The sequence below is a fragment of the Cellulomonas sp. P2_F12 genome, from assembly GCF_056403775.1.
The window spans coordinates 515,165-540,674 of the sequence record NZ_JBFUEV010000002.1; the positions used below are offsets into that span (position 1 = coordinate 515,165).

Consider the following 25,510-nt stretch of genomic DNA (forward strand, 5'->3'; position numbering starts at 1 on the left):
GAGTCATCCTTCCACCCGCTCAGGGGGCGGTGGGGTCGGGCGCGGGGCGCTCGCGGGCGACCTCGGGACCTTCCTCGGGCGGGGGTACCCGGCAGAACCACTCGACCACCAGACCGACGACGGCGAGCACCACCGCACCGCCCGCCGCGACCGCCGCGGCCCCGGCACGCCCGCCGTTGCCCGGCACGTCCAGGTCGCTGACCAGCGCCAGCACCTGCCCGCCGTACCAGCCGGCCAGGAGCGCGCCGGTGTAGCAGGACGCCTTCGCGAGCACCGCGGTCCGCGCCGCCCGGATCGGGTCGAGGGTGGGCCGCTTGCCGCGCAGGAACTGCCGCACCGCCCAGCCCATGGAGAACACGACGCCGGCGATGAGCAACTCGACCACGACCACCAGCCACGGGACCGAGGGCAGCATCCCGCCGCGGCCCGCGACGGCGCGCAGCACGATCCAGCTGCCGGCGGCGACAGCGACCGTGATCAGCAGCAGCGTCTGCCAGCGGGTGCGGTGCATCAGGCGTCCACGGCCCCCGGGCCGGGTCCAGGCGTCGGGACCGCACCCGTGTCGTTGCCGATGGCCGGGATCGCGGTGGTCAGCCAGTCGAGCGCCAGCCAGCGCACGCCGTCACGGTCGGGGGCGGTCGCGGCGAGCGCGCCGACGGGTCCGCCGCCGAGCCCGGGCAGCACCGCGTGCGGGTCGAGCTGCGCCCACGGCTGCAGCACGAACGCGCGCTCGTGGGCGCGCGGGTGCGGCAGCTCGAGGTCGTCCGTCACCGCGAGCACCGAGCCGTACAGCACGATGTCGATGTCGAGGGTCCGCGGACCCCAGTGCTCCTGACGCTCGCGGCCGTGCGCCTGCTCGATCGCCTGCGTGGCGCGCAGCAGGTCCCGGGCGGCGAGCGTCGTGGTCGCCAGCACCACCGCGTTGAGGTAGTCCGGGGACTGCTCCGGGCCGCCGACCGCCGCGGTGCGGGCCAGCGGCGACACCTCGACGACCTCGATGCCGGGGGTCCCGGCCAGGTCGGTGACGGCCTGGCGCAGCGTCTCCTGCGCGGGCCCGAGGTTGGCGCCGAGCGCGAGGACGACGGGCACCGGGCCGGCGGGCACCTGGTCGAGCACGTCGGTGACGACCTCGCCGTCGACCGCGGCCGACTCGGGCGCGTAGGGCTCGAGCGCGGTGGTCGGGGCGTCAGGACCCTGCACCGACAGCGCACCCGGGGCCGGGGCGACCGCGTCCGACCAGGGCGCGGACGGCAGCACCGCCGACGCCACGACCGCGCCGCCCGGCGCCGGGGTCACCGGGAACGTCGCCGTCGCGGTCGGCACGGGCCGCGACAGGGGCTCCGCGACCGGCCGCGGCAGGTACGGCTCGGCCGCGGGCAGCTTGGACCGGTCCCGGTGGATGGCGACCACGACGTCGCCGAACGGGACCTGGATGGGGGCGTTCGGCTTGTGCACCGCGACGTCGACGGCCTGCACGATGCCCGACGCCAGCACCGTCGCCGCGATCCGCTCCGCCACGGTCTCGATGAGGTCGACCGGCTCGCCGGACAGCACGGCCGCGACCTGCTCCGCCAGCTCCCCGTAGTGCAGCGTGTGCGCCAGGTCGTCGCGCGCGGCGGCCCGGCGGGTGTCCAGGTGGACCACGACGTCCGCGACGAAGGTCTGGCCCTCGCGGCGCTCGTGCTCGAACACCCCGTGGTAGCCCGTCGCGGTGATGCCCGTCAGTCTGATCTGGTCGAGCCGGCGCCCGCCGGCGTCCAGCGCGTCCTGCCGGTTCTCGTCGTTCGTCGTCACCGCGTGCTCCCTCCTGTTCTCGCGTCCTCGTCCACGGCCAGCTCGTCCTCGACGTGCTCCCCGGTTCCCTCCACGGCACCCGCAGCCTGCCACGCCGCGGCGACACGGACGGCGTCGGCCGAGCCTGTCACCTCGTGCACCCGCACGCACCAGGCTCCCGCCGCCGCGGCCAGGGCGGTCACGGCCGCCGTCGCCCGGTCCCGCGCCAGCGGAGGGGCGGGCTCGCCGTCCGGGCCGGCCAGCAGGTGACCGAGGAACCGTTTGCGGCTCGCGCCGACCAGCACCGGGAACCCGTCGGCCACCAGCTCGGGCAGTCGGGCGAGCAGCGGCCAGTTGCTGGCCCCCGACTTCGCGAAGCCCAGGCCCGGGTCGAGCACCACCTGCTCGTCGCGCACGCCCGCCGCCCGCAGCGCCGCCACCCGCTCCGCCAGCTCGCGGCGCACGTCGGCCACCACGTCGTCGTAGTCGTCGAGGTCGTCCATCACGTCCGCGTGCCCGCGCCAGTGCATCGCGACGTAGACCGCGCCCGTCTCCGCGACCGCGTGGACCATGTCGTCGTCGGCCAGGCCGCCCGACACGTCGTTGATCAACGCCGCGCCGCGGGCGACGGCCTGGCGCGCCACGACGGCCCTCGTGGTGTCCACGCTGACCGTCGCGCCGCGGGAGACCAGCTCCTCGATCACCGGCAGGACGCGGGCCAGCTCGTCCTCGACCGCGACCCGTCGGGAGCCGGGCCGCGTCGACTCGCCCCCGACGTCCAGCACGTCCGCGCCCTGCTCGAGCAGCTCCAGCCCGTGGGCCACCGCCGCGCCGGGCGTGAACCAGCGCCCGCCGTCGGAGAACGAGTCCGGGGTCACGTTGACCACGCCCATGACGAGCGTGCGTCGCAGGTGGTGCAGCGCTGCCGGCAGCGGTGCCGGGCGGGCGGAGGGGCCGAGGCCTGTCACGGTGCCGAGCCTAGGGTCTGCCGGCGACGGCGTCAGCGACCGAGCACGAGGCTCATGGCCTCGGCCCGGGTGGCGACGTCGCGCATCTGCCCGCGCACCGCCGAGGTCACCGTGCGGGAGCCCGGCTTGCGGACGCCGCGCATCGACATGCACAGGTGCTCGCACTCCACGACGACGAGCACGCCGCGGGGCTCCAGCTCCGCGACCATGGCGTCGGCGATCTGCGACGTGAGGCGCTCCTGCACCTGCGGACGGCGCGCGTACACGTCGACCAGGCGCGCGAGCTTGCTCAGCCCCGTGATCCGGCCGTCGACGCCCGGGATGTAGCCGACGTGCGCGACCCCGTGGAAGGGCACGAGGTGGTGCTCGCAGGTGGAGTACACCTCGATGTCCTTAACCAGCACCATCTCCTCGTGACCGATGTCGAAGGTGGTGGTCAGCACGTCGCCGGGCTCCTGGTAGAGGCCGGCGAAGATCTCCCGGTACGACCGCGCGACCCGGGCCGGCGTCTCGCGCAGGCCCTCGCGGTCGGGGTCCTCCCCCACGGCGATGAGCAGCTCACGGATGGCGGCCTCGACGCGGTCCTGGTCGTACTCGCCGATTGCGGGCCCGTGCGAGGTCACCGGTCCGATCCCGTTGCTCATCCCTACGCGTCCGGGGTCTGCGACGGCGGGACCTGCACGATGTGCTCGCCGGGGAAGCCGAAGGCCTCGGCGGCCTCGTCCTCGGGGATGATCGGCTTGCCGTTGCGGGCCGCGAGCTCGGCGGGCGTCATGACCGGCGGGCGGTCGGAGACGGCGCGCTGGTCGCTGGAGAGCCACACCTGACGCGGCGGCCGCTTGGTGATCGGCTCGAAGATCTTGGCCAGCTGCTCCTGGTTGAGCGTCTCCTTCTCGAGCAGCTCGAGCACGAGCGCGTCGAGCACGTCCCGGTACTCGACCAGGATCTCCCACGCCTCGTCGTGCGCCCGCTCGATGAGCGAGCGGACCTCGAGGTCGATGGAGGAGGCGATGTCCTCGGAGTAGTCGCGCCCGTGGCCCATGTCGCGGCCCATGAAGACCTCGCCGGAGGCCTGGCCGAGCTGGATCGCGCCGAGCCGGGCGCTCATGCCGAACTGCGTGACCATCTTGCGGGCCGTCGCCGACGCCTTCTCGATGTCGTTGCTGGCGCCCGTGGTCGGGTCGTGGAACACGAGCTCCTCGGCCACGCGCCCGCCCATGGCGTACGACAGCGTGTCCAGCAGCTCGTTGCGGGTGGTCGAGTACTTGTCCTCGGTCGGCATGACCATCGTGTACCCGAGCGCACGACCGCGCGGCAGGATCGTCACCTTGGTGACCGGGTCCGTGTACCGGAGCGCCGCCGCGACCAGGGCGTGACCGCCCTCGTGGTACGCGGTGATCTTGATCTCCTTGGCGTTCATGATCCGCGTGCGCTTCTGCGGACCCGCGATGACGCGGTCGATCGCCTCGTCCAGCGTGTGGTCCGTGATGGTCGCCTGGCCGGTGCGCGCGGTGAGCAGCGCGGCCTCGTTGAGCACGTTGGCCAGGTCCGCGCCGGTGAACCCGGGCGTCCGGCGCGCGACGACGTTGAGGTCGACGTGCGGCGCCATCGGCTTGCCCTGCGAGTGCACCGTCAGGATCCGCTCGCGGCCCTTGAGGTCCGGCGGGTCCACGGCGACCTGGCGGTCGAAGCGGCCGGGACGCAGGAGCGCGGGGTCGAGGATGTCGGGGCGGTTGGTCGCCGCGATGAGGATGACGTTCGCGTTGGCGTCGAAGCCGTCCATCTCGACCAGCATCTGGTTGAGGGTCTGCTCGCGCTCGTCGTGCCCGCCGCCCATGCCGGCGCCGCGGTGACGGCCCACGGCGTCGATCTCGTCGATGAAGATGATCGCCGGGGCGTTCTCCTTGGCCTGGTTGAACAGGTCACGGACTCGGCTGGCGCCGACGCCGACGAACATCTCGACGAAGTCCGAGCCGGAGATCGAGTAGAACGGCACGTTCGCCTCGCCGGCGACCGCGCGGGCCAGCAGCGTCTTGCCGGTTCCCGGGGGGCCGTACAGCAGGACGCCCTTGGGGATCTTGGCGCCGACGGCCTGGAACTTGGCCGGCTCCGCGAGGAACTCCTTGATCTCCTGGAGCTCCTCGACCGCCTCGTCGACACCCGCCACGTCCGAGAACGTGACCTGCGGGGACTCCTTGTTGACCAGCTTCGCCTTCGACTTGCCGAAGCTCATGACGCGCGAGCCGCCGCCCTGCATGTTCGACATGAGGAACCAGAAGATGCCCAGGATGATGACGAACGGCAGCACCAGCCCGAGCAGGCTGCTCCACCACGACGTCTGGGGCACGACCGACGTGTAGCCCTTGTCGAGGTCCGCGTCCGCGATCGCGGTGACCACCGACTCGCCCTGCGGCACGACGTAGTTGAACTGGACGAGCTTGCCGAGGTTCTTGTCGTCCTTGGTGAAGTCCGACTTCAGCGTGAGGTCGACCCGCTGGACGCCCTCCGTGATCTTCGCCTGGTCGACCTTGCCGTCCGCGAGCAGGGAGATGCCGTCGGAGGTGTCGATCTTGCTGATGCGCGGCTGGGCGAGCGTGGACGCGCCGATGTACAGCAGGATCACGGCGATGATGACCCACAGGATGGGGCCTCGGGCTAGTCGCTTGACGTTCATGGGCGATCGGGGCAGGGCCCCTCAACCTCCGCTCGCGGGACTGGTGGCCTCGAAGTTACACGGACTTCCTGGGGCAGCCCGACCGTGTTCACCGAGGGCGCACTCGTTGCTAGGCCCCGTAGACGTGCGGTGCGAGGGTGCCGACGAACGGCAGGTTCCGGTACCGCTCCGCGTAGTCCAGGCCGTAGCCGACGACGAACTCGTTCGGGATGTCGAAGCCCACGTAGCGGACGTCGACGTCGACCTTGGAGGCCTCGGGCTTGCGCAGCATGGTCGCGATCTCGACCGTGGCCGGTCCGCGGGAGCGCAGGTTGGACAGGAGCCAGGACAGCGTCAGCCCCGAGTCGATGATGTCCTCGACGATGAGCACGTGGCGGCCCGTGAGGTCCGCGTCGAGGTCCTTGAGGATCCGCACCACGCCCGACGACTTGGTGCCCGAGCCGTACGACGACACGGCCATCCAGTCCATCTGCACCGAGTGGTGCAGGCGCCGGGCCAGGTCCGCCATCACCATGACCGCGCCCTTGAGCACGCCGACGAGCAGCAGGTCCTTGCCCGCGTAGTCGGCGTCGATCTCCGCCGCGATCTCGTCGAGCCGCTGGTGCAGCTGCTCCTCGGTGAGGAGGACCCGCTCGAGGTCGTCGCCCATGTCCGCAGGGTCCACCGCAGTTGCTCCTCTTGATCCACGTACCCGGCTGGCTCCCGCTACGACGCGGGGGCCGGGCCCAGAGCAAGCCTGCCACACGCCCGGCGAGCCGCTACCCCACCCGGCAGGGCGACCGCACCCTGCCCGTGCCAGTCCGTGACCAGGGCGTCGACCGCCAGGACGTGCGCGCGGTGCAGCGCGCCCGCGGGGCTGCCGGCGGCGATCGCGGCGGCCCGCAGGGCGCGCGTCCTCAGGGCGGCCGGGGCACCCGCGAGGACGTCGACGTCGAGCCCGTCCTGCGTGCCCGCGGCCTGCAGCAGCTCGGCCGCCAGCGCGTCCAGCAGGTCCGCGTCGTCGCGCAGCTGCGCCGCCGTGCGCGCCAGGGCCTGCGCGACTCCCGGCCCGAGCACGCGCTCGAGCGTCGGCAGCACCTCGCCGCGGACCCGGCTGCGCAGGGCGGCGTCGGCGTGCTCGTGGTCGTTGGTCGGGTCCTGCCACGGACGCAGCCCCAGGGCCTCGCAGACGCCGAGGGTGTCCGCGCGGCGCAGGGCGAGGAGCGGGCGCCGGAACCGGTCGCGCCGTTCCGGCATCCCCGCCAGCGCCCGCGCGCCCGAGCCGCGCGCCAGGCCCAGCAGCACCGTCTCGGCCTGGTCGTCGAGCGTGTGGCCCAGCAGCACCGCCGCCGCCCCGCGCTCGTCGGCCACCCGCTCGAGCGCCGCGTACCGGGCCGCGCGCGCGGCGGCCTCGCCCCGGCCGTCGACCTCGACCCGGACGACGGACGCGTCCAGGCCGAGCGTCCGGCAGGCCGCCGCGGCCTCGTCGGCAACCTGCTCCGAGCCGGCCTGGAGGCCGTGGTCGACGACGACCGCCGCGGCCTGCCACGGGCGTCCCGCGCGTGTCGAGCGTTGGGCCACGAAAGCCGCCCCGGCCGCGAGCGCGAGGGAGTCCGGGCCGCCCGAGCAGGCGACCAGCACGAGCGCACCCTCCGGCAGGTCGGCGACGGACGTGGCGACGGCCGAGCGCACCGCGGCGACCGCAGGGGCAGGACCGGTCATCCGTGGACCCGACGCACCCACGCGCGGGGGTCGGCGATCTCCTGCGGGAGCGGCAGGCGGTCCGCCGACGTCCAGACGGCGTTGAGCCCGTCGCGGCCGACGTCCTTGCGCACGGCCCGCACGAACGCGGCGCCGTCGCGGTACTGCGCGAGCTTGGTGTCCAGGCCGAGCATCCGACGCAGCACGCGGTCGAGGCCGCGGGCCTTCGCCGCCTCGTCGCGCCGGGCCTCGAACGCCTTGCGGATCTTGCGGACGCTCGGCACCACCCGCGGGCCGACCTCGTCCATCGCCACGTCGGCGTGCCCCTCGAGCAGCGCCATCACGGCCCCGACCTCCTCGAACACCTCCCGCTGACGGTCCGAGAGCAGGTCCAGCACGCCGGCGCCCTCGTCGGCACCCCCGGCCATCGCGCGCGTCACCGCCTGCACCAGCTCGCCCACCCGCGGCACCACGGACCTGTCCGCCGCCAGGTCGCCCATCAGCTCGGCCGCGCGGCTGCGCAGGTGGTCCGCCAGCCACGGGGCGGCCGCGAACTGCAGCGCGTGGGTCTGCTCGTGCAGCGCCACCCAGAGGCGGAAGTCGGAGGCGTCCACCCGCAGCCGGCGCTCGTGGTGGAGGACGTTGGGGGCGACGAGCAGCAGCCGGCCCCGGCCGTCGCGGGACGTGAACGGGTCGAACTGGCCGAGCACCTTGCCGGACAGCAGCGCGAGGACGCTGCCCACCTGCACCGCGGCCGCCGCGCGGGAGGCGGAGCTCGACGTCTCCACGGCGAGCGGCCCCGTCATCGCGGCGAAGACCTCCGCGTTGGCCTGCGCCCAGCGCGCGCGGTCGACGACGACCACCTGCGACACCTGCGCCGGCGGCGTGCCGTCGGCGGCCACCAGACCCGTGATCGCGCTCGCGTGCTGGGCCGCGCGCCCGGCGGCGTCGCGGAGCTCGTCGACGAGCGCGGTCAGCGTCTCGCGGTCGGCCGTCGGCCCGGGGGCGGCCAGCCGGCCCGCGATGCGGGCGGCGAGCTCCCAGTCGACGGGGCCTTCGGGGGTGTCCACCCGGTCACGCTAACCGCAGCCGCACCCGGACAGCGTCGTGACGAACGAGTCGATGGCCGCGCGGGGACCCCACTGCCCGCCGTCGGGCGTCGCATCGGCCAGCACGACGAACACCAGCTGGCGGGCGTCCGCGTCCAGCACCGTCCCCGCGAGCGCCGTCACGTGCGGGAGGCTGCCCGTCTTGGCGCGCACCAACCCCCGGGCGCTCGACTGCGTGTACCGGTCGCTCAGCGTGCCCGTCAGGCCCGCGATCGGCATGCCCGTCGCGACGTCCCGCAGCACCCCGTGGGCGGGGTCCGTGGCCAGCCGCAGCAGCCCGAGCAGCAGGTCCGGGGGCAGGACCGAGCCCGCGCCGAGGCCCGACGCGTCGACCAGGTGCGCGCCGTCCGTGTCGATGCCCTCGACCGCCACCGCGTGCAGCACGGCCGTCGCGCCGCCCTCGAAGCTGGGCGGCAGGCCCTCGTGGATGGCGACCAGCCGGCTGACCACCTCGGTGATCGTGTTGTCGGACGTGTCGAGGAAGTGGTGCACGATCCCGTCGAGCGTCGCCGACTGCACGACCCCGATCTCGCGCCCGTCCCCCGGCTTCTCCGTGCGGTGCGGCGCACCGTCGACCGCGATCCCCGCCTCCGTCAGCCGCTGCGCGAACGTCTTCGCCGCCGCCAGCGACGGGTCCGGGTAGCGCGGGGGGTACTCGCCCGGCTTGATCTTCGCCGTGTCGACCGCCAGCGCCGTGACCGGGGCGACGAACCCCGCGGCGATGTCCGCCGGGTTCCACGTGGGGCTCAGCGCCGGGCCGGTGAAGAGGTAGTCGTCGAACCCGAGGCTCACCGTGGTCACGCCCTCGAGCTGCAGCGCCTTGGCCACCTGCGCCGCCAGGTCCGCCAGCCCCGCGTGGCCCTCGACGGCGTTCGGGTCGCCCGCGCCCGCCGCCAGCATCATGTCCCCGCCCCCGACGAGCACGATGCTGTTGCCGGACCCGCGCACGACGCTCGTCGGCAGCGTGACGTCCGGGCCGAGGGTGTCCAGCGACGCGATGGCCGTCACCAGCTTGGCCGTGGACGCCGGCGTCCGCCCCTGCTCCGGCAGGTGCCCCGCGATCACGTCGCCCGTCAGCTGGTCCGCGACGACCACGCCGACGCTCGCGCCCATGCGCGGGTCCTGGACGAGCCCGTCGACGAGCGCCTGCACCGTCGGGTCCGCGGGCAGGGGCGCCTGCGGGTCGAGATCGGTGAGCGCCGGGACGGTCGTCGCCGGCTCGACGGCACCCGGTGCCGTCGGGAACGGGAGCGGCTCCGCGGGGGCGTCCTCGAGGGTCACCATGCCCGGGACCACGTCGTACGCGTCGGCCGTCACGTACGCGGCACCGGCCAGCACGAGGACGAGCACGCTCGTGCCGACGACCCTCGCCGCTGTGGTCATCGTCACCCGCCCCGCTCGATCCCTGGTGGGACGCCCCGTCCCGCGGTGCGTCAGACTACTGTCCGAGACAAGGGCGCCCCTGACACACCGGCGCGCCGCACGACGACGAGTGTCGCGCGACCGCCGGTACCGAATCCCCGGGCGCGGACGTGGGCCGGAGGAGAGCTGTGGAGTTCGACGTCACGATCGAGATCCCGAAGGGCCAGCGCAACAAGTACGAGGTGGACCACGCCACGGGGCGCATCCGCCTCGACCGGATGCTGTTCACCTCGACGCGGTACCCCGACGACTACGGCTTCATCGAGGGCACCCTCGGTGAGGACGGCGACCCGCTGGACGCGCTGGTGCTGCTCGAGGAGCCGACGTTCCCCGGCTGCCTCATCCGCTGCCGGGCGCTGGGCATGTTCCGCATGCGCGACGAGGCCGGCGGCGACGACAAGGTGCTGTGCGTCCCCACCGGCGACCAGCGCGCCGCCTGGCGCCAGGACATCGACGACGTGTCCGACTTCCACCGCCTCGAGATCCAGCACTTCTTCGAGGTGTACAAGGACCTGGAGCCCGGCAAGTCGGTGGAGGGCGCCCACTGGACGGGCCGCTCCGAGGCCGAGGCGGAGATCGAACGCAGCCGCCAGCGCGCCATCGACACGAACTACTACGCGCACTGAGGCCTGCGGGGCAGCTGTCTAGCCCTTCCTGCCTTTCCGCCGTTCCAGTTTTCCCGCAACGTCCGCACATTCGAGCGTCCCCACGCCTGAATGTGCGGACGTTGCGCGTTCACCCTCGTTGCGTCCGCAGAGTCGGCTGTCCCGACGCTCGAATGTGCGGACGTTGTTCGTTCATCCGCGCTGCGTTTTGGGGCCCCGCGGAGGCCGTTCGCGGCCGATGTCGCGCGAGGCGCCCACAGGTCCGGGCTGCCGACGCTCCGTCCACCGAGCGGGTCGGACCGGCCTCGTCGGCGCGTGCACACGCAACGCTTCACCGATGCCGTCCACGCCTGATCGCGACCGCCGACGGTCCGCGGTGCTCGAGCTCGCGGCCCGACAGGCCGGCCTGGTTGCCCGATCACAGGTGCTCGATCTGGGCGTGACGCCCTCCCACCTGCGCGCGGAGATCGACGCGTCGCGGTGGCTCGCCGCCGGCCGGCGCAGCCTTGTCGTGCGGCCACCCCGAGCCGACGAACGGCCCGACTGGTGGCTCGCCGTGCTCGAGTGCGCCCCTCAGGCGAGCGCCGAGGTTCAGCCGCGCGCGGCACTCGGGGGGCTGACCGCGCTCCAGGCGGCCGGACTGGAGGGGCTCGGCGGCGACGGCCTCATCCATGTCTGCGCACCCAAGTCGTCCCACCCGCGGGCCACGGCGTCGGGTATCCGGCTCCATGAGACCCGACGCTGGCGCGACGACGACATCCTCGGGAACGGGCTGCCGCGCGCGAGGCCCGATGTGGCCACCGTCCAGGCCGCGCTCTGGGCTCGAACGGATCGAGAGGCAGCACTGCTTCTCATCGCGCCGGTCCAACAACGGCTGACCAGCCCGGACGCGCTGGCCGACGTTGTGGACCGGGTCCGCCGTGACAAGCGACGAGGGCTCCTGCGGACAGTGCTGCTCGACGTCTCCGACGGCGTGCGCTCTCTGAACGAGCTGGACTTCGCGGCGATGTGCCGTCGGCGCGGGCTGCCCGAGCCCGATCGCCAGGACGTCGTCACATCGGCCGTCGGGCGGTCGTACCTCGACGTGCGTTGGCGACGATGGCGAGTCATCGTCGAGATCGACGGCGTCGGGCACCTCCGCGTGGATCGGTGGATCGACGACAGCCTCCGGCACAACGAGATCGCGCTCGGCGGCGAGATCGTCCTTCGCGTGCCGAGCCTCGGCCTTCGACTCGACCCTGATCGTCATCTCGACGTGGTCGAACGCGCACTGCGCCAGTCGGGCTGGAGGTAGCCGACAACCCGAGCCCGAACGTCCGCAAGATCGAGCGCCCCAGCGACCGAATCTGCGGACATAGCGAGAGGCGGTGCGGCGGTGGGCGTCGGGCGGCGCGGCGGGCTGCGGGATGGCAGCGGGGGTTACGGGCGGCCGGCGTAGGGCATCGTGCTGCCCCAGCGCATCGAGGTGACTCGCAGGGGGTCGCCCGGCTTGGACGCCTCCATGATCTGGCCGTTCCCCGCCCAGAGGGCCACGTGGTAGATCGCGTCCGCGTTGTTGGGGTCGGTGGACCAGAAGACGAGGTCGCCCGGGCGCAGGTCGTTGTAGCTGATCTTCAGGACCTGCTTGTACTGGTCGCGCGTGGTGCGGGCGAGGTTGACGCCGGCGGTGCGCCAGGAGCTCATGGTCAGGCCCGAGCAGTCGTAGCCCGCGGGGCCGACGCCGCCCCAGATGTACGGGAGGCCGATCTTGGTCTTGGCCCACGCCAGGGCGGCCTCGCCACCGCCGGCCGAGCCGCGCGACGTGCCGGTGCCGAGCCCGTACTTCGGGGGCGCGGGAGCGGTCGGCGGGGCGGTCGTCGCGGGCGGAGGGGTCGTCGTGGCCGGCGGCGTGGTGGTCGCGGGCGGGGCCGTCGTCGTCGGCGGGGCCGTCGTCGTGGGCGGCGCGGTGGTCGTCGGCGGGGCGGTCGTGGTGCCGCCGCCCGTGGACGCGGGCGGTGCCGTCGTCGTGGCCGGAGGTGCGACGGCGGCGGGCGGGGGTCGCAGGGCGGCGGCCTTGGCGGCGGCGTCCTCACGGTCGCGACGCTGCTGGTCGAGAAAGTCCTGGCGCTGGCGCTCGACGTCCTCGCTGGTCTGGCGGGCCGCGGCGAGCGAGGTGATCAGGCTGTCGCGCTCGGCGGTGGCCGCCGTCTGTGCGGTCTGGGCGTCGGTCTGCGCCTGCTCGGCCGCGGCGAGGGCGTCGGCGGCGGCGGCCTTGGCGGCCTTGGCCTGCGCGGCGTCGTCGGCGGCCCGGGCGGCCAGCGTGGTGGCGACGAGCTGGGTGGCCCGGTACTGCTGGACGGCCTGGTCCGCCTTGCCGCTGATCTGCTCGAGGGCGGTGGTGCGGCGGGCGACGTCCTGGAACCCGTCGGCCGAGAGGACGGCCTGCAGGAGGTCGTTGGAGCCGCCGGAGCGGGCGACCTCGCGGGCGATGGCGACGAGCTGGCGGCGGGCATCCTCGGCCTTGCCGTCGGCGTCCTTCGAGCGTGCGACCGAGTCGTCCCAGTTCTGCTGCGCGGCGTCCGCGTCCGAGAGCGCCTGCGTGTAGGTCTCGCCGGCCTGCTGGACCTTGAGGTCCGCGGCGTCGGTCTGCGCGCTGAGCTGCGCGAGCCGGACCTCCATCGAGGCGACCGAGCGCTCGGCGCTCTTGACCGCGCCCTTCGCCTGGTCGACGTCCTGCTGCGACGGGGGCGTCGGGTCGGCCAGGGCGCTCGAGGCGCCGGCGGCGAGCAGGGTGGCGACGAGCGCACCGGCGACGAGGCCCCGGGAGACCCGACGGGCGTTGCCGTTCGTCCTGCGCTGCCTCACCAGTACGTCCTCCCCCGACGTCGCCGACCGGCCACCGGCGGCCGTCCTCGAAGGACGCTACCTGTGCAAACCCCAGGAGGGAACACCAGTCACACCAGTCACACGAGTCACACGCGTGTGGTTTGGGAGGAACCGGACAGGATCCGGGACGGATCACCCGTTCGCCACGCCGGAGCGTCTGGACGGCCCTCACGAGAGAGTCCGCATCGGCGTCGCTGGACTAGAGGAGGTCCAACTGATGAGACGTGCGTATCGCCGACCGGACGGCTCTGTCTACTCTCGCTCCATGTCCCGCCGAATGTGTCGCTGACCCAGCGCACGCTCGGCTGTGCCCGCGGGCAGGTCGCCGTCCGGTTCCCGACGGCCCTGTGACCCGCCCGAGCCATGGCTCGACCCGTGCGCCCTCGCCCCCCATCCGCGGGACGGTCGTCGGCTGCCCGAGACGCCCCGCGGATCCTGACCCCCGTACAGACCGCTGAGGAGCACGACCATGAGCAACGAGAGCTGGAGCTTCGAGACCCGCCAGATCCACGCCGGGCAGGAGCCCGACCCGACCACCGGCGCCCGTGCGCTGCCGATCTACCAGACGACCTCCTTCGTCTTCCCGGACGCCGCCACGGCCGCCAAGCGCTTCGCGCTCGCCGAGCTGGGCCCGATCTACACACGCATCGGCAACCCCACCCAGGAGGTCGTCGAGAACCGCATCGCGAGCCTGGAGGGCGGCGTCGGCGCGCTGCTCGTCGCGTCCGGCCAGGCGGCCGAGACGCTGGCGATCCTCAACATCGCCGAGGCGGGCGACCACATCGTCGCCAGCCCGTCGCTCTACGGCGGCACGTACAACCTGCTGCACTACACGCTGCCCAAGCTCGGCATCGAGACCACGTTCGTCACCGACCCGCACGACGCGCAGTCGTGGAAGGACGCGGTCCGCCCGAACACCAAGCTGTTCTTCGCGGAGACGATCCCGAACCCGAAGTCCGACATCCTCGACATCGAGCTGGTGGCCGGCGTCGCGCACGAGTCGGGCGTCCCGCTCATCGTCGACAACACCGTGGCCACGCCGTACCTGATCAACCCGCTGCAGTGGGGCGCGGACATCGTCGTGCACTCGGCGACCAAGTACTTGGGCGGGCACGGCTCGGCGATCGGCGGCGTGATCGTCGACGGCGGAACGTTCGACTTCGCCCAGCACCCGGAGCGGTTCCCCAACTACAACACCCCGGACCCGTCCTACAACGGCCTGGTGTTCGCGCGGGACCTGGGCGTCGGCGGGATCTTCGGCGTGAACCTGTCGTTCATCCTCAAGGCGCGCGTGCAGCTGCTGCGCGACCTCGGACCCGCGCTCTCGCCGTTCAACGCGTTCCTCATCGCGCAGGGCATCGAGACGCTGTCGCTGCGGGTCGAGCGGCACGTGGAGAACGCCGCGAAGGTGGCCGCCTGGCTCGAGGCCCGCGACGACGTGCTGCGCGTGCACTACGCCGGGCTGGAGTCGAGCCCCTGGCACGACGCCCAGCTCAAGTACGCGCCGCGCGGCGCGGGTGCGGTGCTGGCGTTCGAGCTCGAGGGCGGCACGGAGGCCGGTCAGGCGTTCGTCTCCGCGCTCGAGCTGCACTCCAACGTCGCGAACATCGGGGACGTCCGCTCGCTGGTCATCCACCCGGCATCGACGACGCACAGCCAGCTGACCCCCGAGGAGCAGGCCCTGTCCGGCGTCACGCCCGGCCTGGTCCGCCTGGCTGTCGGCATCGAGCACATCGATGACATCCTGGCTGACCTGGACGCCGGCTTCCGCGCCGCGAAGGGTGCCTGACCGAGCATGAGTACCACGCCGCCGAGACCGTCGGGACCCCGTGCGGGTGCCGGCGGCTCGGCGGCGCACCCCGAAGGGAAGCACGTGCCCGACCTCAAGCTCTCCCCCGCCCGACCCCGGACGCTGGCCGGCCGCACGCCCGAGACCGGGCGCCCGGCCATCCGTGCGAGCTCGGCCTGGCGCGACGGCGACCCCGTCGGGCGTCGGCAGTTCGCCGACCTCGGGCCGCTCAAGCTCGAGTCCGGCGGGCGGCTGCCGGCGGTGCGCCTGGCGTACGAGACGTGGGGCGAGCTCAACGAGGACGGCAGCAACGCGGTCCTGGTCCTGCACGCGCTGACCGGCGACTCGCACGTCACCGGCGAGGCCGGCGAGGGGCACCCGACCGCCGGGTGGTGGCAGTCGATGGTCGGGCCCGGCGCCCCCATCGACACCGACCGCTGGTTCGTCGTCGCCCCGAACGTCCTCGGTGGCTGCCAGGGCTCGACGGGCCCCTCCTCGCCCGCTCCCGACGGCCGTCCGTGGGGCAGCCGCTTCCCGCTGCTGACCGTCCGCGACCAGGTCGCCGCCGAGGTCCGGCTGTCCGACCTGCTCGGCATCGACTCGTGGGCGCTGGTCATCGGCGCGTCGCTGGGCGGGCTGCGCGTGCTCGAGTGGGCCGCGTCCACGCCGGAGCGGGTCGAGGCCATCGCCGCGATCGCGACCGCCGCGCAAACGTCGGGCGACCAGATCGCGGGCTTCCACACCCAGCTGGCCGCCGTCCGCGCCGACCCGAACTACCGCGACGGCGACTACTACGACGCCCCCGACGGCGAGGGTCCGCACGTGGGCCTGGGCCTCGCCCGGCAGATCGCGCACCAGACCTACCGCAGCCCGCTCGAGCTGGACCTGCGGTTCGGCCGCATCCCGCAGGGCGGCGAGGAGCCGCTCGAGGGCGGCCGGTTCGCGGTGCAGTCCTACCTCGACCACCACGGCGACAAGCTCGCCCGCCGGTTCGACGCCAACACCTACGTGATCCTCACGCGCACGATGATCACGCACGACCTCGGTCGCGACCGCGGCGGGGTGGCGGAGGCCCTCGGGTCGATCACCGCCCGGGCGCTGGTCGTCGCGGTCGACTCGGACCGGCTGTTCCCGCCCGCGCAGTCCGAGCGGATCGCCGCCGGCATCCCCGGGGCGTCGCTGCACACGATCCACTCCGACTACGGCCACGACGGCTTCCTCATCGAGGAGGACCTGGTCGGGGCGTACGTGCGCGAGTTCCTGGAGCTGGGCGGCGCAGGGCGCTGAAGCGCAGCGCTGAAGCACAGCGCGACGCGCTGACGGTTGCGGCACGATGACTGCCATGCCCTCCGGAGAGCTCGCCGACGCCCGCACCGCCCTGCACGGCCAGTGGGACCGCCTGCGGGCATGGGTCGAGCAGGTGGTGGACGACGACGTCGCCGACGACCCGTCGGTGCTCGACGGCTGGACGGTCTCGGAGCTGGTCGCGCACCTGGGCCGGGCCATGGAGGCGCTGGCCGTCTGCGTCCCGCTGGAGGACGGCACGGTGCCGCTGTCGCTCGGCGAGTACGTCGGCACGTACGCGGGGCGGGCGGCGGACATCGCCGAGACCACGCGGAACCTCGCCGTCGAGATCGCGCACGACCCGCTCGCCGAGGTCGACGCGCGCGCTCGGGCGGCCTTCGCGCGTCTCGACGAGCTAGGTCCCGACGACCTGGTCGTGCAGGCCCGTCGCGGTCCGGTGCTGCTCAGCACCATGGCGGTGTCCCGGGTCCTCGAGCTGGTCGTGCACGCCGACGACCTGGCCCGGTCGGTGCCGTCCGGCCCGGACCCGGTCGACCTGGGCGCGCTGGCGCTCGTGGCCGACGCGCTGCTGGAGATCGTCGTCGCCCGCGGCGGGTGGAGCCTCGAGATCGCCGACGCCCGCACGTGGGTGCGCCTCGCCGCCGGCCGGCAGCCGTACGACGTCGACGTCCTGGCGGCGGCGCTCCACCCGCGCTACACCTCGGACGCGGTCCCGGACCTCGGCCGCATGCTGCCGATCCTCTAGCGACCCGCCGTCACCAGAACCGCGGCTGCCCGGGGATCGACTCCAGGTCGGACAGCAGCAGCTCGCGGTCCTCGGCCTCGGCGATGTCCTCCGCCGCGGCGAGGGCCTGCTCGGTCCAGGACCGGGCCTGGTCCTTGTCCCCGGCGACGGCGCTGGCGCGCGCGAGCGACTCGTAGGCGAACGCGAGGTCCCAGTCGCCGATCCCGTTCTCCTGGCAGATCTCGAGCCCCCGTCGGGCGTGGTGCAGCGCCGGCTCCGCGCGGCCGAGCACGCAGTACACGCGGGACACCTGCCACTCCCCGCGGCTCAGGTTGGCCGGCGTGCCCACCTGCCCCCAGTGGTAGCGGGACGCGTGCGCCATGTGCACCATCCGGTCGTCGTCGGCGGCGGTGCGGTCCTCGGTCTCCATGAGCCGCCACACGCCGTTGAACAGGTCGACCGCGATCTGTCGCTCGTCGGTCGTCGTCGTCAGGTCCTGCACGTCCGTCATCGGTGCTCCGTCCTCGAGAAGGTGGTCGGTCCGGTGGATCTCGCCCCGGACCCGGTCCAGGCGGGCCTGGAGGCGACGCCGGTGCTGGGCCAGCACCTGCGGGACGACCGAGACGTCCGCCAGGCAGGCGCGCACCTGCTCCAGCGGCACGTCGACCGACCGCAGCACCTGCACCAGCCGAGCGGTGTCGACCTGGTCCGGGCTGTAGAGCCGGTACCCGGTCGCGGGGTCGACCGCCGCGGGCGCGAGCAGCCCGATGCGGTCGTAGTGGCGCAGCGCCTTGGTGGTCAGGCCGACCCGGCGGGCCAGCTGACCGACCGTGAGCAGGCCGTCGTCGTCCATGACCGTGAACCTAGGACCTTGCCGCGGGGGAAGCTCAAGGCTCCACGACCGTGAGCAGCTGGCGGCTGACCAGCCCGACCGTGCGGGCGAGGGTCTCGCGGGCCGCATCGGCGAGGAACGGGACGTCGCGCAGGTGCCAGAGGGTCAGCGCGGAGACCCACGCGGCGTCGCGCGCCTTGTCGATCGAGAAGCTCGAGACCAGGTCCGCCAGAGGGGACGCGGGCGAGCCGAGGCGGACCACCTCGGCGTCGAGGAACGACCGCCGGATCGGCCGGACCACCTCGGCCAGCACCGCGTTGACCTTCTCGAAGTCGGCGTGGACCGACCCGTGCTCCGGGCTGGTGCGGCGGGCTCGGCAGGTGGCGACGACGGCCAGCGCGAGGTCGTGGTTGATGTGCGCGTTCATCCCGGCGAGCGCGAACTGGATCGGCAGCACGCCCTTCGTCGCGCGGCGCTCGACCAGCGGCTCCCACGCCTTCGACACGGGCCGGTGCGCCGCGAGGTCCCGCGGCACGTCGAGGAACAGGCCGGCGAACAGCACGTCGAGGTCCTCGACGAACGCGTGGTCGGCGAACGTGCGGTCGGTGACCTTGGTGGCGACGAGCGCGGTGACCTGCCGGTACACGTCGAGGAACACCCCGAGCCCGTCGTGCGGCGGCCATCCCGCGCGCACCCGGTCCATCTCGGCGACGACGTTCTCGATGACGGCGCTGGAGGTCACGCGCCCAGCATCACATCACCGGCTCCCGCCGGATACGTTGGGCCGGTGATCGCCGCCTACGCCGCCCGGTTCTCGTCCGACGACCCCGTCAGCGGCCTCGAGGTGGGCGAGCGGCCGGCGCCGCAGGAGCGCGACGGCTGGTCGGTCGTCGACGTCCGCGCGGCGGCCCTGAACCACCACGACGTCTGGACCCTGCGGGGCATCGGCATCCGGGCCGAGCAGCTGCCGATGATCCTGGGCACCGACGCGGCCGGGGTGACCGCCGACGGGCGCGAGGTCGTGGTGCACGGCGTCATCGGCGGTGCGTCCGGGCACGGCGTGGGTGCCGACGAGCCCCGCAGCCTCCTGTCGGAGCGGTACCCCGGCACGCTCGCCGAGCAGGTCGCCGTGCCCACGTGGAACCTCGTCGACAAGCCCGCCGCCCTGAGCTTCGTCGAGGCGGCCTGCCTGCCCACCGCCTGGCTCACCGCCTACCGGATGCTCTTCCGGTCCGGCGGGGCGACACCCGGCCAGCGGGTGCTGGTGCAGGGTGCCGGCGGCGGGCTGGCGACGGCCGCGATCATGCTCGGCGCCGCCGCCGGGCTCGAGGTCATCGTCACCAGCCGGTCGCCCGAGCGCCGGGACCGGGCCCTGTCGCTGGGCGCCGCCTCGGCCGTCGAGAGCGGAGCCCGGGTGCCGCGCGTCGACGTGGTGCTCGAGAGCGTCGGCAAGGCCACGTGGTCCCACTCGGTGCGCTCGGTGCGACCCGGCGGCACGATCGTCGTGGCCGGCGCCACCAGCGGGGACGCCGAGCCGGCCGAGCTCACCCGGATCTTCTTCCAGGAGATCAGCGTCGTCGGCACGACGATGGGGACGCGCGACGACCTGCAGCACCTGCTCGCGTTCCTGGCCCGCACGGGCGTGCGCCCCCTGGTCGACTCGACGTTCGCGCTCGCCGACGCCCGGGACGCGGTGCGGCGCCTGGCGGACGGCGACCAGTTCGGCAAGATCGTGCTCGAGCCTTGACCGCCGACGACTGGGAGCAGGACGTCCTCGGCCCCGACTACCGCGTCCGGACGCTCACGCTCCGGCCCGACGACGAGGGCGAGGTCGTCGCGAGCCTGGTCCGGTACTCGCCGACGACGCCCGAGCCGCTGCGCCCCTCGCGCGCGATCTTGTACATCCACGGGTGGTCGGACTACTTCTTCCAGACCGAGCTCGCGGAGCACTGGCACGCCCGAGGCGCCGCGTTCTACGCCCTCGACCTGCGCAAGTACGGCCGCAGCCTGCGCCCCGGCCAGACCCCCGGGTACACCGACGACCTCGAGGTCTACGACGAGGAGATCGAGGCGTCGCTCGGCGTGATCCGCGCCGACCTCGGGGTGCGCGCCCGGGTCATGGTCATGGGCCACTCGACCGGCGGCCTCGTCGCGGCGCTGTGGGCCCACCGGTACCCGGGCGAGCTCAGCGGGCTGGTGCTCAACAGCCCGTGGCTCGAGCTGCAGGGGTCGTCCGCGCTGCGGCACATCAGCGCGCCCGCCGTCGCGCGGATCGCCCGGTTCCAGCCGAAGGCGCCGCTGCCCAACATCGACCCCGGCTACTACGCCCGCACCCTGAGCAGCTCCAGCGGCGGCGAGTGGACCTACGACGCCCGGTGGCGGCCGACGCCGTCGTTCCCCGTCCGGGCCGGGTGGCTCCAGGCGATCATGGCCGGGCACGGCCGGGTGGCCCGCGGCCTGTCCGTCGAGCAGCCGATCCTCATGCTGGCCTCCAGCCGGACCGTGATCAGCCCGCGCTGGAGCGAGGACATGCGGCACGCGGACGTCGTGCTCGACGTCGAGCTGCTGGCGCGACGGGCCGTGCAGCTGGGCACCAACGTCACCGTCGTGCGGATCCGGGACGGGCTGCACGACCTCGCGCTGTCCCCGAAGCCCGTCCGGGCGCGGTTCTACGCGGAGATCGACCGCTGGACCGCCGCGTACGGCTGGGGCTGACCGGCGTCAGGGACGCAGGACGCCCGTGGCCTCGGCCAGCGTCGGACCGCCCTCGCCCAGCCGCCACGCGCGCCACCCGTCGACCGGGTTCTCGGCCGCCACGGCCGCCGACGCCGCGTCGTCCGGGTCCGCGAACAGCTCGCCCGTGGGGAGCTCGAGCAGGCCGTCCGTGCGGAGCATGGCGACCAGTCGCTGACCGCGGCGGGCGCGGACCCAGACCAGGGTCGTGATCGCGCGGCGGCTCTTCGCCAGGGTCGCCAGCTCGGGGATCGCGCTCAGGCCGTCGTCCGACTGCTCGTCCGGGACCGGGGCGATCTCCTCGGTCGTCTGCGGGGGGACGGGCAGCGTCGGGGCGGCGTGCGCCGGCACGTGCTCCGGGGGCGCCGGGTCCACCGACGGCGTCGGGAAGCTCGAGGAGACCGGCAGCGGCGCGGACAGCGGAAGGAACGGGCGCGGGCCGGCCACCTCGTCGTCGTCCGCCTGCGGCTCGCGCGGCACCACCTGGTCGGCACCGAACCGGAGGCCGACGACGGGGGTCAGGGTCGTCGGCGCCTCCTGGACGGTCGCGGTGGCGCTCGGCTGGTCCACGGCGACCGGCTCGGGCACGCGCAGCGGCGTCGGGGCGGGCGGGCCGGGGTTCTCGGGCGGGGCGGTGACGGCGCGCAGCTCGCCCGACGCCGGCTTGCGTGCGCCGCCGCCGGGGGTCCCGGGCGTCACCCGCGGCTCGTACGGCACGTTCGCCGTGAAGCCCTCGCTCGAGCGGACCAGCCGCAGGGCCGTCGGCTCGACGGACCGGCGCGCGCCCTCGTGCGTGGCGAGCGGCGAGACGTCCAGCAGGCGTCGGTCGTCGACACCCCGCACGACACCGACCTGCAGCACGTCCACGTGCCGGCCGGGCCCGCGCAGGAAGCCGAGGGTGTCGCCCGCCTCGGCGGCGACCTCCGAGCACAGCAGCACCAGCCGCACGCCCTCGCGCCGGTTGGTCTGCGTGCCGTAGGCGGCCTGCTCGCGGAACGCCGCGAAGTCGACCGCGAAGCGGCTGGGGTCCGGGTGGTAGGCCCGGGCCAGGTCGGTCGTCGTCATCCGCGACGCCGCACCCGCGTGCCGCAGGGCCGCGATGACCGCGTCGTCGTCGACCACCTGGACCACGGCGACGACTACCGCGCGGCCGGTGGCGTCCAGCGCCAGCAGCTCGGGCAGGTCCGCGTGGTCCGGCGCGCCGGTGCGGGAACGGACCGCGAAGAGGGGCTCGCCGGCGATGGCGGCGAGGTGGTGGGTCAGCAGCGACGCGCACTCCTGGGCGAAGGATCCGGTCAGCGGCTGCATCGGCTGGACGAGGCGGGGCCGGCCCTCGTCGAGCTCGAAGATGGGCATCTGTCCTGGCCTTCCGCGTACCTGTCGGGCGTCCACGCACCCGTCCGGCGCGCTCGCGACCACACTGTCCCACAGCGCGCTGGGGCCGTCAGCCCGTCCGTCGGAACGCGTCGCAGGAGATCGGTCACATCACCCGGATGCCCCGGGGCCCGACGTCCGGAACGTCACGTTCGTCACTCGTTCGTGAGCGCGGCCTCGACCCGTGCGACCTTGCCCGTGAGCTCTCCGACGTGCCCGGGGCGGATGTCGGCCTTGAGCACCAGGCTGACCCGGTTGCCGTGCCGCCCGACCGCTTCGGTGGCCCGCTTCACCACGTCCATGACCTCGTCCCACTCCCCCTCGATCGTCGTGAACATCGAGTCGGTGCGGTGGGGGAGCCCGGACTCGCGGACGATGCGCACGGCATCGGCGACGGCCGCGGTCACGGACTCGCCCGCACCGAGCGGGGCGACGGAGAAGGCGACGAGCATGCCGCCCAGCCTGGTCCGCTCGGGCCTACGTGTCCACCGACGTCCGCGCCGGAAGGTGGGCGGCGAGCAGCTCCGCCAGGTGGACCCCCTGCACGCCCGCGAGCTGGTCGGCCTGCGTGCGGCAGGAGAACCCGTCGGCCAGGTAGACGTCCCCGGGGGCGGCGTCGCGCAGGGCCGGGAGCAGCGCGTTCTCGGCCACGGCGACCGACACGTCGTAGTGGCCCTTCTCCATGCCGAAGTTCCCGGCCAGCCCGCAGCAGCCGGCCAGCGCCGAGAACTGCGCACCCGCGTCGGTGAGCAGGCGGCGGTCTGCCGTCCACGTCATCACCGAGTGGTGGTGGCAGTGCGGCTGCACGACTGCCGTGACGTCGGACAGGTCCGGCACCTGCCAGCGGTCGCCGGGGCCGATCGGCGCGGGCGCCGTGAGCAGCTCCGCGAGCGTCCGGGTCTCGCGGGCCACGGCCACCGCGCGCGGGTCATCGGGGAGCAGGTCCAGGAGGTCCGAGCGCAGCACCGCCGTGCAGGACGGCTCGAGGCCGACGATGGGGATGCCGTTGACCGCGAACGGCCCCAGCACGCCGAGCAGGTGCGTGAGCTGCCTCTTCGCGCCGTCGAGCTGGCCGGTGCTGATCCAGGTCAGGCCGCAGCACGCGTCGTCCTGCGGGACGAGCACCTCGTAGCCGGCGTCGGTGAGCACCGCGACGGCCGCCCGCGCCACGGAGGGCGACAGGGTGTCGGAGAACGAGTCGGTCCACAGCACCACCCGGGGCCGCTTCCCCGCGGAGCTCCCGGTGCCCTTCCCGGTGCGCCCGAGGAACTGGTGGCCGGGGCGCTCGCTCGGCCGGACGTCGCCGTCGTCGCGGCCGGTCAGCGTCACCGCGTCCCGACCCTCCCCGCGGACCCAGGCCCGGAACGGCTGCCGCGCGAACGTGACCATCTGGCGGCGGGTGTCCATGCCGCCGCCGGCGAGCACCACCTTCGCAATCGGCCGGACGCCCAGCACGGCGTTGGTCAGCGCCGCGAGACCGGGGATCCCGGTGATCAGCCGGGCCCAGCGGGGCAGCCAGCCGAGCGCGTAGTGCGAGGTCGGACGCAGCTTCCCGCGATATGTACGGTGCAGGATCTCCGACTTGTACTGAGCCATGTCGACGCCCGCGGGGCAGTCCGACGAGCACGCCTTGCACGACAGGCAGAGGTCGAGGGAGTCGTGCACCTCGGGCGAGCCCCAGCCCCCGGTGACCAGGGTGCCGTTCGCCATCTCCTGGAGCACGCGCGCGCGGCCGCGGGTCGAGTCCTTCTCGTCCTTCGTCGCCAGGTACGACGGGCACATGAACCCGCCCGTCGCGGTGCTGTCGGCCCGGCACTTGCCGACGCCGACGCAGCGGTGCAGGGCCGTGGTGAGGTCGCCGGCGTCGTGCGCGAACGAGAACCCGTGGCCGTCCGCCAGCAGCGGCCGGGCCCACGGGCGACGCAGGTCGGCGTCGAGCGGGCGGGGCCGGACCAGCACGCCGGGGTTGAGCATGTCGTGCGGGTCGAGCAGGTCCTTGAAGGCCCCGAACAGGTCGATCGCCTGCTCCGAGTACATGACCGGCAGCAGCTCCGAGCGAGCGCGGCCGTCGCCGTGCTCCCCCGACAGGGAGCCGCCGTGGGTCGCGACGAGGGCCGCGGCGTCCGTCATGAACGCGCGCAGCGGGTTGCCGGACCGCTCGAGCGGGATGTCGAGCCGCAGGTGCACGCAGCCGTCGCCGAAGTGCCCGTAGGCCAGGCCGTCGACGCCGTGCGACGCCATGAGCGCCTCGAGCTCGCGCAGGTACGCCCCGAGCCGCTCGGGCGGGACCGCGGAGTCCTCGAACCCGGGCCACGCCTGCTCGCCCGACGGGGTCCGCCCCCCGAGCCCGGCGCCGTCCTCCCGGATCCGCCACATCGCGGCGGCCTCGGGCCCGGGCGGGAAGAGGCCGACGGCGTCTGTGCGCGCGTCGGACGCGAGCGCGCGCGCCCGGTCCTGAGCCTCGTCGAGCGTGTCTCCGCCGACCTCGACCATGAGCCAGCCGCCCCCCGCGGGCAGCGGCGGCACGGCGGCGGCGCCCCGGACGCGGCGGACCACGTCGACCAGCCGCGAGTCCATGCCCTCGATGGCCAGCGGCGCGTGCGCGAGCAGCGCGGGGACGGCGTCGGCGGCCGTGGGCATGTCCTGGTAGCCGAGCACGACGAGCACCGGCGCCGCGGCGATCGGGACCAGCCGGACGGTCGCGCCGAGCAGCGTGGCGATCGTCCCCTCGGTGCCGACCAGCGCCTTGGCCAGGTCGGTGCCCTTCTCCGGCAGCAGGTGCTCGAGCGAGTAGCCGGAGACCTGCCGACCGAAGCGACCCAGCTCGGTCCGGAGGATGTCGAGGTTGCCGCGGACGAGGGCGTCGAGACCCGGCACGACGTCGAGCGCACCCGCACCCGACCGGGCCTCGAACCGCCTGCCGGTCCCGTCGACCACGTCGAGCGCCAGCACGTTGTCGGCGGTCCGCCCGTAGGCGACCGCGCGGGGGCCGCAGGCGTTGTTGCCGATCATCCCGCCGAGCGTCGCGCGCGCCTGCGTGGACGGGTCCGGGCCGAACCGCAGGCCGTGCGGGGCGGCGGCCTTCTGCAGGCTCGCCATCACCACGCCGGGCTCGACGCGGGCGGTCCGTGCGGTGGGGTCGATGTCGAGGATCCGGTTGACGTGCCGCGAGAAGTCCAGCACCACGCCCGTGCCGACCGCGTTGCCGGCAACGGAGGTGCCGCCGCCGCGAGCGGTCAGCGGCACGCCCAACGAGCGCGTCACCTCGAGCGCCGCGAGCACGTCGTCGGTGTCCCGCGGGAACGCCACGACCTGCGGGACCACCCGGTAGTTGGACGCGTCGGTCGAGTACTCGGCCCGGCGCCGCGTGCTGTCGTCGACGACCCCGCGCAGCGCGGACCGCAGCGCCGCTGCGACGTCGGCGCTGTCGGGTCGGTGCGGATCCCCCGCCAGGGTCTCGGTCACGGCCACCACGGGGGCAGTCTCGCATCGGCGACCCGATCCGCCGCACACGTCACCGAGGCGTGGAACCCGCGACGTCCGCACTCGTGGGGGCTGGAGGCCGACCGAGTGCGGACGCAACGTCATCCAGCATCGGGACGTCCGCACTCGAGAGGGTCAGGGGCCGATCGAGTGCGGACGTTCGGGGCGGGAGCG

At 74.1% G+C, this 25,510-nt stretch carries 22 protein-coding genes; 7 read left to right on the forward strand and 15 right to left on the reverse strand.

All coding sequences use genetic code 11. From position 1 onward, the window contains the following. Positions 1-19: 19 nt before the first annotated feature. From AC1DWH_RS07185 to AC1DWH_RS07225, 9 genes are all read right to left on the reverse strand, one after another. Positions 20-511, reverse strand: coding sequence for a DUF3180 domain-containing protein (locus AC1DWH_RS07185; protein ID WP_477093080.1), 492 nt, complete (start codon positions 509-511; stop codon positions 20-22). Next, entirely contained in the window at positions 511-1,794 is a 1,284-nt protein-coding gene (folK, locus tag AC1DWH_RS07190; RefSeq protein ID WP_456846829.1) for a 2-amino-4-hydroxy-6-hydroxymethyldihydropteridine diphosphokinase, read from the reverse strand. Before folK ends, AC1DWH_RS07185 begins: the two co-directional genes overlap by 1 nt. After that, entirely contained in the window at positions 1,791-2,666 is an 876-nt protein-coding gene (folP, locus tag AC1DWH_RS07195) for a dihydropteroate synthase (RefSeq protein WP_477093227.1), read from the reverse strand. The genes folK and folP overlap by 4 nt, the downstream gene beginning before the upstream one ends. Before the next feature lie 107 nt (positions 2,667-2,773). Then, positions 2,774-3,385 (reverse strand): GTP cyclohydrolase I FolE, encoded by a 612-nt coding sequence (folE, locus tag AC1DWH_RS07200; protein WP_456846830.1) that lies wholly within the window; start codon positions 3,383-3,385, stop codon positions 2,774-2,776. A 2-nt stretch (positions 3,386-3,387) separates the two neighbouring features. Continuing rightward, positions 3,388-5,415, reverse strand: coding sequence for an ATP-dependent zinc metalloprotease FtsH (gene ftsH / locus AC1DWH_RS07205; protein WP_456846831.1), 2,028 nt, complete (start codon positions 5,413-5,415; stop codon positions 3,388-3,390). A 109-nt stretch (positions 5,416-5,524) separates the two neighbouring features. After that, positions 5,525-6,079 (reverse strand): hypoxanthine phosphoribosyltransferase, encoded by a 555-nt coding sequence (hpt, locus tag AC1DWH_RS07210; RefSeq protein WP_456846832.1) that lies wholly within the window; start codon positions 6,077-6,079, stop codon positions 5,525-5,527. A 41-nt stretch (positions 6,080-6,120) separates the two neighbouring features. Continuing rightward, positions 6,121-7,116 (reverse strand): tRNA lysidine(34) synthetase TilS, encoded by a 996-nt coding sequence (gene tilS / locus AC1DWH_RS07215; RefSeq protein WP_477093081.1) that lies wholly within the window; start codon positions 7,114-7,116, stop codon positions 6,121-6,123. Further along, positions 7,113-8,165, reverse strand: a complete 1,053-nt coding sequence (locus tag AC1DWH_RS07220) for a zinc-dependent metalloprotease (RefSeq protein WP_477093082.1) — start codon at positions 8,163-8,165, stop codon at positions 7,113-7,115. The genes tilS and AC1DWH_RS07220 overlap by 4 nt, the downstream gene beginning before the upstream one ends. A 9-nt stretch (positions 8,166-8,174) precedes the next feature. Beyond that, complete coding sequence (locus tag AC1DWH_RS07225) at positions 8,175-9,587, reverse strand: D-alanyl-D-alanine carboxypeptidase/D-alanyl-D-alanine-endopeptidase (RefSeq protein ID WP_477093228.1); 1,413 nt, start codon at positions 9,585-9,587, stop codon at positions 8,175-8,177. A gap of 167 nt (positions 9,588-9,754) precedes the next feature. On the opposite strand from AC1DWH_RS07225, the gene AC1DWH_RS07230 reads away from it, so the two are divergent. Further along, entirely contained in the window at positions 9,755-10,252 is a 498-nt protein-coding gene (locus AC1DWH_RS07230; protein WP_370502331.1) for an inorganic diphosphatase, read from the forward strand. A 316-nt stretch (positions 10,253-10,568) separates the two neighbouring features. Beyond that, positions 10,569-11,525, forward strand: coding sequence for a hypothetical protein (locus tag AC1DWH_RS07235; RefSeq protein WP_477093083.1), 957 nt, complete (start codon positions 10,569-10,571; stop codon positions 11,523-11,525). 125 nt (positions 11,526-11,650) lie between these two features. Here AC1DWH_RS07235 and AC1DWH_RS07240 read toward each other — a convergent pair whose 3' ends face one another. Continuing rightward, positions 11,651-13,075 (reverse strand): C40 family peptidase, encoded by a 1,425-nt coding sequence (locus tag AC1DWH_RS07240; protein WP_477093084.1) that lies wholly within the window; start codon positions 13,073-13,075, stop codon positions 11,651-11,653. Between the two features lie 490 nt (positions 13,076-13,565). Here AC1DWH_RS07240 and AC1DWH_RS07245 point away from each other — a divergent pair, with 490 nt between their 5' ends. The 3 genes from AC1DWH_RS07245 to AC1DWH_RS07255 are packed head-to-tail and all read left to right on the forward strand — an operon-like array spanning position 13,566 to position 16,935. Further along, complete coding sequence (locus tag AC1DWH_RS07245) at positions 13,566-14,885, forward strand: bifunctional o-acetylhomoserine/o-acetylserine sulfhydrylase (RefSeq protein WP_477093085.1); 1,320 nt, start codon at positions 13,566-13,568, stop codon at positions 14,883-14,885. A 6-nt stretch (positions 14,886-14,891) separates the two neighbouring features. Further along, positions 14,892-16,172 carry a homoserine O-acetyltransferase MetX gene (gene metX / locus AC1DWH_RS07250; RefSeq protein WP_477093086.1) on the forward strand — a complete coding sequence of 427 codons (1,281 nt, stop codon included), beginning with the start codon at positions 14,892-14,894 and terminating at the stop codon, positions 16,170-16,172. Positions 16,173-16,227: 55 nt separating this feature from the next. Then, positions 16,228-16,935, forward strand: a complete 708-nt coding sequence (locus AC1DWH_RS07255; RefSeq protein WP_477093087.1) for a maleylpyruvate isomerase N-terminal domain-containing protein — start codon at positions 16,228-16,230, stop codon at positions 16,933-16,935. A gap of 10 nt (positions 16,936-16,945) precedes the next feature. Here AC1DWH_RS07255 and AC1DWH_RS07260 read toward each other — a convergent pair whose 3' ends face one another. After that, positions 16,946-17,767 (reverse strand): MerR family transcriptional regulator, encoded by an 822-nt coding sequence (locus tag AC1DWH_RS07260; protein WP_477093088.1) that lies wholly within the window; start codon positions 17,765-17,767, stop codon positions 16,946-16,948. A 34-nt stretch (positions 17,768-17,801) separates the two neighbouring features. Continuing rightward, positions 17,802-18,488: a DUF5995 family protein gene (locus AC1DWH_RS07265; RefSeq protein WP_456846742.1), complete on the reverse strand. Its 687-nt coding sequence runs from the start codon at positions 18,486-18,488 to the stop codon at positions 17,802-17,804. 45 nt (positions 18,489-18,533) lie between these two features. Between AC1DWH_RS07265 and AC1DWH_RS07270 the strand changes: the two genes are divergently transcribed. Both AC1DWH_RS07270 and AC1DWH_RS07275 read left to right on the forward strand, forming a co-directional pair. After that, on the forward strand, positions 18,534-19,493 hold the full coding sequence (locus AC1DWH_RS07270) for a zinc-binding dehydrogenase (RefSeq protein ID WP_477093089.1): 960 nt from the start codon (positions 18,534-18,536) through the stop codon (positions 19,491-19,493). After that, positions 19,490-20,461 (forward strand): alpha/beta hydrolase, encoded by a 972-nt coding sequence (locus tag AC1DWH_RS07275; RefSeq protein WP_477093090.1) that lies wholly within the window; start codon positions 19,490-19,492, stop codon positions 20,459-20,461. The genes AC1DWH_RS07270 and AC1DWH_RS07275 overlap by 4 nt, the downstream gene beginning before the upstream one ends. A 6-nt stretch (positions 20,462-20,467) precedes the next feature. Here the strand turns inward: AC1DWH_RS07275 and AC1DWH_RS07280 are convergent, their stop codons facing one another. From AC1DWH_RS07280 to AC1DWH_RS07290, 3 genes are all read right to left on the reverse strand, one after another. After that, positions 20,468-21,835, reverse strand: coding sequence for a hypothetical protein (locus AC1DWH_RS07280; RefSeq protein WP_477093091.1), 1,368 nt, complete (start codon positions 21,833-21,835; stop codon positions 20,468-20,470). A 173-nt stretch (positions 21,836-22,008) separates the two neighbouring features. Then, on the reverse strand, positions 22,009-22,305 hold the full coding sequence (locus AC1DWH_RS07285; protein WP_456847118.1) for an MTH1187 family thiamine-binding protein: 297 nt from the start codon (positions 22,303-22,305) through the stop codon (positions 22,009-22,011). Positions 22,306-22,330: 25 nt separating this feature from the next. Beyond that, positions 22,331-25,327 carry an FAD-binding and (Fe-S)-binding domain-containing protein gene (locus AC1DWH_RS07290; RefSeq protein WP_477093092.1) on the reverse strand — a complete coding sequence of 999 codons (2,997 nt, stop codon included), beginning with the start codon at positions 25,325-25,327 and terminating at the stop codon, positions 22,331-22,333. Positions 25,328-25,510 lie beyond the last annotated feature (183 nt).

Bases quoted from the DNA above. Each gene is read 5' to 3' on its own strand.
- AC1DWH_RS07260 (WP_477093088.1), bottom strand. From the start codon at position 17,767: ATGGACGACGACGGCCTGCTCACGGTCGGTCAGCTGGCCCGCCGGGTC.
- AC1DWH_RS07245 (WP_477093085.1), top strand. From the start codon at position 13,566: ATGAGCAACGAGAGCTGGAGCTTCGAGACCCGCCAGATCCACGCCGGG.
- ftsH (WP_456846831.1), bottom strand. From the start codon at position 5,415: ATGAACGTCAAGCGACTAGCCCGAGGCCCCATCCTGTGGGTCATCATC.
- tilS (WP_477093081.1), bottom strand. From the start codon at position 7,116: ATGACCGGTCCTGCCCCTGCGGTCGCCGCGGTGCGCTCGGCCGTCGCC.
- folP (WP_477093227.1), bottom strand. From the start codon at position 2,666: ATGGGCGTGGTCAACGTGACCCCGGACTCGTTCTCCGACGGCGGGCGC.
- AC1DWH_RS07225 (WP_477093228.1), bottom strand. From the start codon at position 9,587: ATGACCACAGCGGCGAGGGTCGTCGGCACGAGCGTGCTCGTCCTCGTG.
- folE (WP_456846830.1), bottom strand. From the start codon at position 3,385: ATGAGCAACGGGATCGGACCGGTGACCTCGCACGGGCCCGCAATCGGC.
- AC1DWH_RS07235 (WP_477093083.1), top strand. From the start codon at position 10,569: ATGCCGTCCACGCCTGATCGCGACCGCCGACGGTCCGCGGTGCTCGAG.
- AC1DWH_RS07280 (WP_477093091.1), bottom strand. From the start codon at position 21,835: ATGCCCATCTTCGAGCTCGACGAGGGCCGGCCCCGCCTCGTCCAGCCG.
- AC1DWH_RS07285 (WP_456847118.1), bottom strand. From the start codon at position 22,305: ATGCTCGTCGCCTTCTCCGTCGCCCCGCTCGGTGCGGGCGAGTCCGTG.
- AC1DWH_RS07255 (WP_477093087.1), top strand. From the start codon at position 16,228: ATGCCCTCCGGAGAGCTCGCCGACGCCCGCACCGCCCTGCACGGCCAG.
- metX (WP_477093086.1), top strand. From the start codon at position 14,892: ATGAGTACCACGCCGCCGAGACCGTCGGGACCCCGTGCGGGTGCCGGC.
- AC1DWH_RS07185 (WP_477093080.1), bottom strand. From the start codon at position 511: ATGCACCGCACCCGCTGGCAGACGCTGCTGCTGATCACGGTCGCTGTC.